This is a genomic window from Herbaspirillum sp. CF444, from assembly GCF_000282135.1.
Taxonomy (GTDB): Bacteria; Pseudomonadota; Gammaproteobacteria; order Burkholderiales; family Burkholderiaceae_D; genus Herbaspirillum.
Genome location: NZ_AKJW01000116.1, coordinates 54,867 through 63,782, shown reverse-complemented (window position 1 = coordinate 63,782; position 8,916 = coordinate 54,867). Strand labels below are relative to the sequence as shown.

Annotated in this window: 6 protein-coding genes; 4 read left to right on the top strand and 2 right to left on the bottom strand. The window is 62.8% G+C overall.

All coding sequences use genetic code 11. From position 1 onward, the window contains the following. The first annotated feature begins 214 nt into the window (after positions 1 to 214). The 3 genes from ribA to PMI16_RS24125 all read left to right on the top strand — a co-directional run bounded on the left by ribA (position 215) and on the right by PMI16_RS24125 (position 5,194). Entirely contained in the window at positions 215 to 862 is a 648-nt protein-coding gene (gene ribA, locus PMI16_RS24135; protein ID WP_007884482.1) for a GTP cyclohydrolase II, read from the top strand. Between the two features lie 28 nt (positions 863 to 890). Beyond that, positions 891 to 2,033 (top strand): CobW family GTP-binding protein, encoded by a 1,143-nt coding sequence (locus PMI16_RS24130; protein ID WP_007884480.1) that lies wholly within the window; start codon positions 891 to 893, stop codon positions 2,031 to 2,033. A gap of 299 nt (positions 2,034 to 2,332) precedes the next feature. Then, positions 2,333 to 5,194 (top strand): bifunctional diguanylate cyclase/phosphodiesterase, encoded by a 2,862-nt coding sequence (locus tag PMI16_RS24125; RefSeq protein ID WP_007884478.1) that lies wholly within the window; start codon positions 2,333 to 2,335, stop codon positions 5,192 to 5,194. A gap of 10 nt (positions 5,195 to 5,204) precedes the next feature. Here the strand turns inward: PMI16_RS24125 and PMI16_RS24120 are convergent, their stop codons facing one another. Next, entirely contained in the window at positions 5,205 to 6,008 is an 804-nt protein-coding gene (locus PMI16_RS24120) for a metallophosphoesterase (RefSeq protein ID WP_007884476.1), read from the bottom strand. A 27-nt stretch (positions 6,009 to 6,035) separates the two neighbouring features. Beyond that, on the bottom strand, positions 6,036 to 6,968 hold the full coding sequence (locus PMI16_RS24115) for an AEC family transporter (RefSeq protein WP_007884474.1): 933 nt from the start codon (positions 6,966 to 6,968) through the stop codon (positions 6,036 to 6,038). A gap of 141 nt (positions 6,969 to 7,109) precedes the next feature. Between PMI16_RS24115 and mnmC the strand changes: the two genes are divergently transcribed. After that, positions 7,110 to 8,906, top strand: a complete 1,797-nt coding sequence (mnmC, locus tag PMI16_RS24110) for an FAD-dependent 5-carboxymethylaminomethyl-2-thiouridine(34) oxidoreductase MnmC (protein ID WP_007884473.1) — start codon at positions 7,110 to 7,112, stop codon at positions 8,904 to 8,906. Positions 8,907 to 8,916: the final 10 nt, after the last annotated feature.

Genomic DNA, 8,916 nt, shown 5'->3' with positions numbered 1-8,916 from the left:
TGTTGCAGCTCCTTGCCGTAGCACCGCTACGTCGCGTCGCTGCGCCTAGGCAGTCAACGCCTGCCGCGCGTTCGCACTCGCAGATTTAGTGTGAACAGGCCCTAGTACAGACATACACCGGGCAGCAACAACTTCCGCATGCCTGAAATAATTGAAGCCGCGAGGTAAGATATGCAGCTGCGCCTCGATTTAAGGCGATCACACTAGGTTCATCATGTCGTCAACAGAAAACATCGAAACAGACGTCGTCATTCCCGAAGAAAATCTGGAATTCGTCAGCTCCTGCGCATTGCCGATGCCGTGGGCAACTTTTCAATTGCATGCCTTCGTCGACCACATTTCCGGCAAGGAACACCTGGCGCTGGTGCTGGGCGACGTCGCCAACGGCGAGCCGGTGCTGGCGCGCGTGCATTCCGAATGCCTGACCGGCGACGCCTTGTTCAGCCAGCGCTGCGACTGCGGCGCGCAACTCGAAGCGGCGCTGAAGCGCATCGCCAAGGAAAAGCGCGGCGTGATCTTTTATCTGCGCCAGGAAGGCCGCGGCATCGGCCTGCTCAACAAGATCCGCGCCTATCATCTGCAAGACGGCGGCGCCGACACGGTGGAAGCCAACCTGCAACTGGGCTTCCCGGCCGACATGCGGCGCTACACCATGGTGGTGCCGATGATCGATCACCTCGGCATCAAGGGCTTGCGCCTGATGACCAACAATCCGCGCAAGGTCAATGCCCTGCAGGAAAACGGCATCGACGTGCTGGAGCGCGTGCCGCTGGTGGAAAACCGCAATCCCTTCAACATCCGCTATCTGCGCACCAAGGCGACCAAGCTCGGCCACCTGCTGCCTTCGCACGACAACGATTGAAGCGACGCCTGCTTACCTGATGCCTGCCATGACACAAGACGCTCCCGCATTGATTCCGATTTCCCTGCTGACCGGTTTTCTCGGCAGCGGCAAAACCACCTTGCTCAACTACCTGGTGGCGCAGCCCGAGCTGAAAGACACGCTGGTCATCATCAATGAATTCGGCGAGATCGGTCTCGACCATCTGCTGGTCGCGCACAGCCAGGACGACGTCGTGGTGGAGATGAGCAGCGGCTGCCTGTGCTGCACGATACGCGGCGATCTCAAGAAAACGCTCAAGGACATCACCTGGCGCTTCGCCGAAGGCGGCAAGCGCAAATTCAACCGCGTCATCATCGAGACCACCGGACTGGCGTCGCCGATCCCTATCCTGCACACCCTGATGACCGACAATTTCATCGCGTCCAAATACCGGCTCGACGGCGTCATCACGACCATCGACGCCGTCAACGGCAAGCAGACGCTGGACAACCACATTGAAGCGGTGCAGCAGGCTGCCGTCGCCGACCGTCTGCTGCTGACCAAGAGCGACCTCGCCGACGCGGCGGCATTGCAGGACCTGCAGGCGAGGCTGGCGCAAATGAATCCGAGCGCCGGGCAAATCCTGTCGCAACAGGGACGGGTTGCGCCGCAGAAACTGCTGGATGCGGGATTGTTCAAGGCCGCGGAAAAGACCCCCGACGTCGAGCGCTGGCTGAACGAGGAATCGTATGCGCAACCTGCGCACGATCATCACGGGCATCATCACGGACATGAGCATCACCACGGTCACAAGCACGACCACCACAGCCACGAAGACGTCAATCGCCACGACGACCACATCCGCGCCTTCTGCTTCAGCTTCGACCACCCGATCGAGCCGCATCTGTTCGACGAATGGCTGAGTCTGCTGGTGGGCTTCAAGGGGCAGAACATCCTGCGCATCAAGGGCATCGTCAACCTTGCCGGCGCAGACAAGCCGACCGTGATCCACGGCGTGCAGCACATTTTCCATCCGACGGTGACCTTGCCGGCCTGGCCTTCGGAAGATCGCCGCACGCGTATCGTGTTCATCACCAAGGACATCGAACGCGCCACCATCGAACGCTCCTTCACCGCCTTCATGCAGGCCCAGGCCATCGAAAAAGAACAGCGCGCCCAGAACGACGGCAAGCAATCCGCCGCGTGGTAAAAATGCCGCAGTCGCAGCAATGTCCCGATTGAAAATATTTCCTTGAAGCCACATCGACGCGCCGCACTTTGAGGCGCGTTTTGTCTTCTGCGTCGCCCTCTTATGGTGAGGTCCTGCGCACAGCAAGAGTTTTCCTTGTAGGACAGCTGCGCGCTGTTTTAGTGAGGCCGCGGCCACTGCGACGGAGGAGAAAATTGCCGCAGATAAAGTTGCGGAAAAATTAATGAATAATATGGTCGTGCCGGCGATGTCGCGTTTATGATGACTTCATTCAAGGTCACGAAAAACGTCATCTCGGCATGTACAAAGCGATCAAACGCGTGGGGGCTTCCATCTCGGTGTCGTTGACACTGATCATCGGTTTTGGCGCGACCGCCTTGTTGTTCCTGGGGACCTGCAAACTCGAAGACGACGCCTTTCATCTCGATTTCGAGCGGCGCGCCTCGCTGCGCGTGACCACCCTGCAGCGCGGGCTGGAGGAAGCGGTGCAGGTGCTGACGGTGATCAACCGCCTGTTCGCGACCGTCGACAATCCCACGCGCGAGCAATTCCACACCTTCACCGACCCGCTGCTGCAAAAATACCCGCACGTGCAGGCCTTCAGTTTCCAGCGTTTCGTCACGCGCGGCGAGCGCTTCGATTTCGAGGCGGCGATGCAGGCGCGCTACCCGAAGTTCGGCGTCACCACGCTGGTCGAGGGCAAGACCATTCCGGCGCCGGTGCGCGATCGTTATCTGGTGGTGGATTATCTGGAGCCGCTGCAAGGCAACCAGGCCGCGCTCGGTCTCGACCTCTCGGCCAACCAGGTGGTCATGGATACCTTGCAGCGCGCCATCGAAATCGACGGCCCGGTGTCGACCGGCGCCTTGCGGCTGGCGCAAGCGTCGACCAACGAACGCGGCCTGCTGGTGCTGATGCCGGTCTACCGGCACGGCATGCCCTTGAACACCATGGAAGAGCGCCGCGCCGCCGTCATCGGCGACACCACGGCGGTATTCCATGCGCGCGTATTGCTGGAGCGGATTTTCAATTCCTTCGGACCGGTCCGGCGCGAAGACCTCGAGGTCAGCGTCTACATCGGCACCAGCGCCAACCGCGAAGATCTGGTGTACCGCACCGACGACATCCGGCGCGCTGCGATCGTCCCCGGTTTGCCTGGCTGGCTGGGTTATCGCCGTCCCATCCATGTGCGACGCACCTTCGACATCGCCGGCCAGCCCTGGCACCTGGAAGTGAAATCCGCGCCGATACCGCTGACGTCCAATCACGCCAATTCGCTGCTGATCCTCTGCGCCGGGACCTTGCTGACCTTGCTCGCCGCCGCGTATCTTTATACCTTGTCGATGCGTTCGCGCCGCATCCAGCGCACCGTCGACGAGCGCACCGCCGAGCTGCGCCTGACCAACGTCCTGCTCAAGGAAGACATCCACGCGCGCCAGCAGGCCGAGCGCGCCTTGCAGTTGCGCCAGCGCGCCATCGAGGCCAGCGCCAACGCCATCATCATCATGCAGGCGAACGCGCCCGACTATCCGATCGAGTACGTCAACCCGGCGTTCGAACGCATCACCGGCTACGCCACCGCCGAAGTCGCCGGCCGCAGCATCCGCATGCTCGAAGGCGCGAACGTCGACAAGCAAGGCTTCATCGATATCTGGAGCGCGCTCAACGAACAGCGCGAATGCAACGTCGTCCTGCGCACCAACAACAAGGACGGCGCGCTGATGTGGAACGACTTCTACATCGCGCCGGTCCGGGGCGAAGACGGCAAGGTGACGCACTTCGTGGCGGCGCTGTACGACATCACCTCGATGAAGCGCTACGAAGCCGAGCTGGAGTTCCAGGCCAACCGCGACATGCTCACCGGGCTGGTCAACCGCAACATGCTGCGCAAGGTGCTGGAAGAAGCCATGGCCTACGCCGAACGCTACCAGCGCTCGTTGTGGGTGGTGTTCGTCGACCTGGACCGCTTCAAGTTCGTCAACGACACGCTCGGTCACAAGGCCGGCGATCTGTTGCTCAAGACCGTGGCGGGGCGCCTGCGCGGCGCGGTGCGCGACACCGATACGATCGCCCGTCTCGGCAGCGACGAATTCATCATCGTCATGTCCGAATACACCGACGTCGGGCTCGACACGCGCAACCTGCAACGCATCCAGGCCGCCATCGCGGCGCCGATGACGATCGAGGGGCACACCTTCTTTCCGACCTGCAGCCTGGGCGTGGCGGCGTATCCGGATGACGGTCGCGACGCCGAGGTGCTGGTCAAGCATGCCGACATCGCCATGTATCGCGCCAAGCAGAACGGTCGCGACAATTATCAGTTCTATACCCCGGCGATGAACGAGCAGGCGCTCGAACGCCTGCGCATCGAAGGCGACCTGCGCCTGGCGCTGGAGCGCAACGAATTCCTGCTGCACTACCAGCCCAAGGTGGATCTGCGCAGCGGCAACATCGTCGGCATGGAAGCGCTGATCCGCTGGCAGCATCCGGAACTCGGCATGGTGTCGCCGGTGCGGTTCATCAGCCTGGCCGAAGAGACCGGCCTGATCCTGCCGATCGGCTCATGGGTGATCCGCACCGCCTGCGAACAGACCAAGGCCTGGCAGGACGCCGGCTGGGACAAGTTGCGCGTGTCCGTCAATCTGTCGGTGCGCCAGTTCGTGCAAAAGGACCTGGTGTCGTCGATCGAGGCCGTGCTCAAGGACACCGGGCTCGACGCCGACCTGCTGGAGCTGGAACTGACCGAAAGCCTGGTGATGACCGACGTCGACCACGCCATCGGCATCCTGCGCCAGCTCAAGGAACTCGGCGTGCACCTGTCCATCGACGACTTCGGCACCGGTTATTCCAGCCTGTCTTACCTCAAGCGTTTCCCGATCGACGTGCTCAAGATCGACAAGTCCTTCGTGCGCGACATCACGGTCGACGCCGACGATGCGGCGATCACGGTCTCCATCATTTCACTGGCGCACAGCCTCAAGCTGCACGTCATCGCCGAAGGCGTCGAGACGCAGGAGCAACTGTCCTATCTGCGCCGCCATGGTTGCGACGAAATGCAGGGATATCTGTTCAGTCCGCCGGTGCCGGCCGAGCGCTTCGAAGAATTGCTGAAGCAGAAGAGCGATCTGATGAAGAGCTCGCTGGTGAGCAGTTCGCGCTAGATCGTGGCGGTCAGATTTCCACTACCAGTTGCGGATGGAAGCGGGGATTCTCCCATTCGATTTCGGCCAGTGATCCCGCCTGCCGCAGATTGAGCGCATAGCCGCGCGGATTGGTGACGACGCGGCAGCCTTCTACCTCGTAATCGAAACTGTCATGCACGTGGCCGTGTATCCACAGGTCGGCCTGCGCCAGCAAGGGCGTGAGGTCGCTGATGAAGCCGGGATTGAGCGGCGACCCGGCAAAGCGCGCATGGATCGATTGCGGATGCACGCCGTGATGCGTCACCACCACGGTGGGACCGTCGAAGTCCAGCGCCAGCTGCTGCTCCAGCCAGCGGCGCGATTGCCGGTGCAGTTGCAAGGCATGCTGCGGCAGGAAGACGCCGTCGGGCATGGTGATCACGCGGTGGTCGTACAGGATTTTGCCGGCTTCTTCCATCGCCGCCTCCAGCGTCAACGCTTCCACGCCGTCCTGCCGCAAGGCATAGTCGGTCCACAGGCAGCAGCCGAGAAAACGCACGCCGCCGAGGATGCGCACATCGTTTTCCAGATGGATGACATTGCCGCCGTTGGCGGCGGCATGGCGCCGGATGTCTTCGACCACGACCGGGTACTGCGCGTCGTAGGCTTCATGATTGCCGTGTACATAGATCGCCGGCACCGGCCAGTCGGCGAAGGCATCGATCGCGCCGGTGCCGTTGTGGATGTCGCCGGCGATCACCAGCACATCGGCGTCGGTAGTCTCGACCGCGCGATAGCCGGGGAAATCGCGCATGCGTTCGAGGTGGAGGTCGGAGGCGATCTGGATTTTCATGGGCGAGTTTGCATGGGCGATGTGGTGTCAGTGGGCAATCCAGGCGAGGATCAGCGTGATCGTCACGAGCGAGGTCGTGGTGGAAATCAGGATCGCGCGCGACATCAGCGCCGCCTCGCGTTGATACAACTCCGCCAGCATGAAGGGGCCGGTGCCGATCGGCATGGCCGACAGCAGCAGCGCGGTATCTGCCCATAATTTAGGCAGCGGCAAAATCCAGTAGGCGAATAGCGCCGTGATGGCCGGATGCAACAGGAGTTTGAAGCTCACCAGCAGGCCGACCGAACCGGACTGCTTGTCCTGTATCGGCTGGGCCAGGAACAATCCCAGCGACACCAGCGCGCACGGGCTGGCGGCGGCGCCCAGCAGTTTGAACAATTGCTGCACGCCGGTCGGCAGCACATAGCCGCTGCCGGCCACCAGGGCGCCGAGGATGGGGGCGATCAGGATGGGATTGCGGATCAGCGAATTGCCGGTCTTGAGCAGGCTGCGGCCGATGTGTTTTTCGGCGTGCAGGCAGATTTCCAACAAGACGATCGCAATCGCAAACAGCAGGCAGGCGGTCATCACCATCGCGATCACCGCCGGCGGCATGCCGTCATGGCCGAAGGCCAGCAGGCACAAGGGGATGCCGATGAAGCCGACGTTGGCGTAGGAGGTGCCGAGGCTGTCGATGATGATGTCGCCCGCCGCCGCACCCTGGCGATACTTGATCCACGCCGTCAGCAGGAACACCGTCGCGATGCCGATGGCGAACACCGCGATGAAGCGCAGGTTGCTGAAATCGGCCGGCGTCAGGCGTGCAATGGAGTCAAACAGCAGCGCCGGCAGGCCGAGATAAATGACGAAGCGGTTCAGTTCGCTGGCGGCGTTGACGCTGAGGATATTGCGCTTGCGGCACAAGTAGCCGAGGAAGATCAGCGCGAAGACCGGGAAGACGACGTTGAAGATGGCGAGCATGAAGTGGCGGCAATGGTGACGACCTTGTCATCGATCGGAAAGTGCAACGGCGTTGCCAAGGCAAACACGGCGAAAGGACAGCGTATCATATCGGGCAGGCTGCCGTTGTCGGCAGCGAGTCGGTTTTCTTTCCTCATTTGCATGACGCCATCTTCGCCGGATTTTCCCCACTTCAACGACGCCGACTTGCGGCAGCGCTGGCAGGGACGCGTCCATTTCACCGTCTTGCAAAACGGCTTTGGCCACGGCGCGCAACTGTTGCAAGCATGGTCGGCATGGCATGCCGACGCCGATGCGCCGGAGCGTCTGCATTACCTCGTCATCGATCCGCAGCCGCCCACGCGCGAGCAACTGACGCATTGGCAACCTGCGTTGCCTGAACAACTGAGGCTATTCTGGCCGCCGCAGGTGCCGGGTTATCACCGGCTCTTTCTGACGCAAGGGAGAAAGCAGTTCGTGCTGACGCTGATCAATGGCGATCTGGCGAGCAGCTTGCCGCAGTTGGAGGCGCGTATCGATCTGTTCCTGCTGCGCAGCGATCCGGCGTGGAACGCGGCACTGCTGAAATGGCTGGGTCGCCTGGCGGCGCCGCAGGCGCATGTGCTGGCGCAGGGCGAGTTGCCGTTTGCACGGCGGGAATGGCAACAGGCAGGCTTTGTTTGTGAAAACGAAGATGGACTGACACCCGCGCATTTCGCGCCGCGCTGGCAGCTTTCGTCGAACGAAGCACCGTCGATTGAGCGTCGCGCCATCGTCATCGGCGCCGGCCTGGCCGGCAGTGCTGCGTGCGAAAGCCTGGCGGCGCGCGGCTGGCAGGTGGCGCTGATCGAACAGCATGCACAAGCCGCGCAGGAAGCGTCCGGCAATCTGGCCGGCGTCTACATGCCGACGATTTCGCGCGACGACAATCCGACGGCGCGGCTCACGCGTGCGGCTTTCCTGTTTGCGCAGCAGGTCTGGGCGCGCAGCGGCGTGTTCGACAGTACACGCGAGGCCGGCAAGGCCTGTGGCGTGCTGCAGGTGGCGCGCGATGCCGAACAGGCCGCAGCCTTCGAGCAGGCGGCGCAGCACTGGCGTTATTCCGCCGACTATGCGCAATGGCTGCCGGCGGACGAAGCCAGTGTTCGCCTGGGCATGACGACCGGCAGCGGCTGGTTCTTCCCGACGGGCGGCTGGTTGCGACCGGCGGTCGTGTGCGAGGCGATGCTGGCGGCGTGCGGCGACCGCGTGCAGCGGCACTTCCGGCAAACGGCGGCGTCCTTGCTGCGTGTCGGCGACGCGTGGCAGGTCTGCGATGCGGACGGGAGGGTGATCGCGCGGGCGCCGGTCGTGATTCTGGCGAACGGCATGCATGCCACGCGATTCGCGCAGGCCGATTCCTTGCCTTTGCAGGCCATCCGCGGCCAGGTCAGTCATTTGCCGGCGGCGGTATTGCCGGACTTGCCTTTTGTGCTGTGCGGCGACGGTTATGTCACCGGCGCCGTCGACGGCATGGTCAGCGTGGGCGCCAGTTACGATCAGGATGACGATCCGGCGCCGCGCATCGACAGCCATCGCGGCAATCTCGACAAGCTCGGCCAATTGCTGCGGCAACCGGCGCTGGTGGGGAAATTGATGTCGGTTGCCGAAGAGGCGGCCTTGGCGGGCCGGGTTGGATTTCGCTGCGTGTCGGCCGACCGTTTGCCATTGATCGGGGCCTTGCCGGACAGGGCCGCGCTGGCCGACGCGGGAGAACTGCAACTCAGGGCCGTGCCGCGCCAGCCGCAGTTGCATGGCTTGCTGGCCTACGCGTCGCGCGGCCTGATATGGGCGCCGCTGGCCGCCGAGGTGCTGGCCTGCCATCTGGAAGGGGAGCCGGCGCCGCTCGGCAAGGACTTGCTGAGCTTGCTGGATCCCGCACGTTTTGCGTTGAAGGAACATCGGCAGGATACGCGCTGACCATCATTCC

Excerpts from the sequence above, each read along its gene's own strand:
- ribA (WP_007884482.1), top strand. The coding sequence starts at position 215 with ATGTCGTCAACAGAAAACATCGAAACAGACGTCGTCATTCCCGAAGAA.
- PMI16_RS24130 (WP_007884480.1), top strand. The coding sequence starts at position 891 with ATGACACAAGACGCTCCCGCATTGATTCCGATTTCCCTGCTGACCGGT.
- PMI16_RS24125 (WP_007884478.1), top strand. The coding sequence starts at position 2,333 with ATGTACAAAGCGATCAAACGCGTGGGGGCTTCCATCTCGGTGTCGTTG.
- PMI16_RS24120 (WP_007884476.1), bottom strand. The coding sequence starts at position 6,008 with ATGAAAATCCAGATCGCCTCCGACCTCCACCTCGAACGCATGCGCGAT.
- PMI16_RS24115 (WP_007884474.1), bottom strand. The coding sequence starts at position 6,968 with ATGCTCGCCATCTTCAACGTCGTCTTCCCGGTCTTCGCGCTGATCTTC.
- mnmC (WP_007884473.1), top strand. The coding sequence starts at position 7,110 with ATGACGCCATCTTCGCCGGATTTTCCCCACTTCAACGACGCCGACTTG.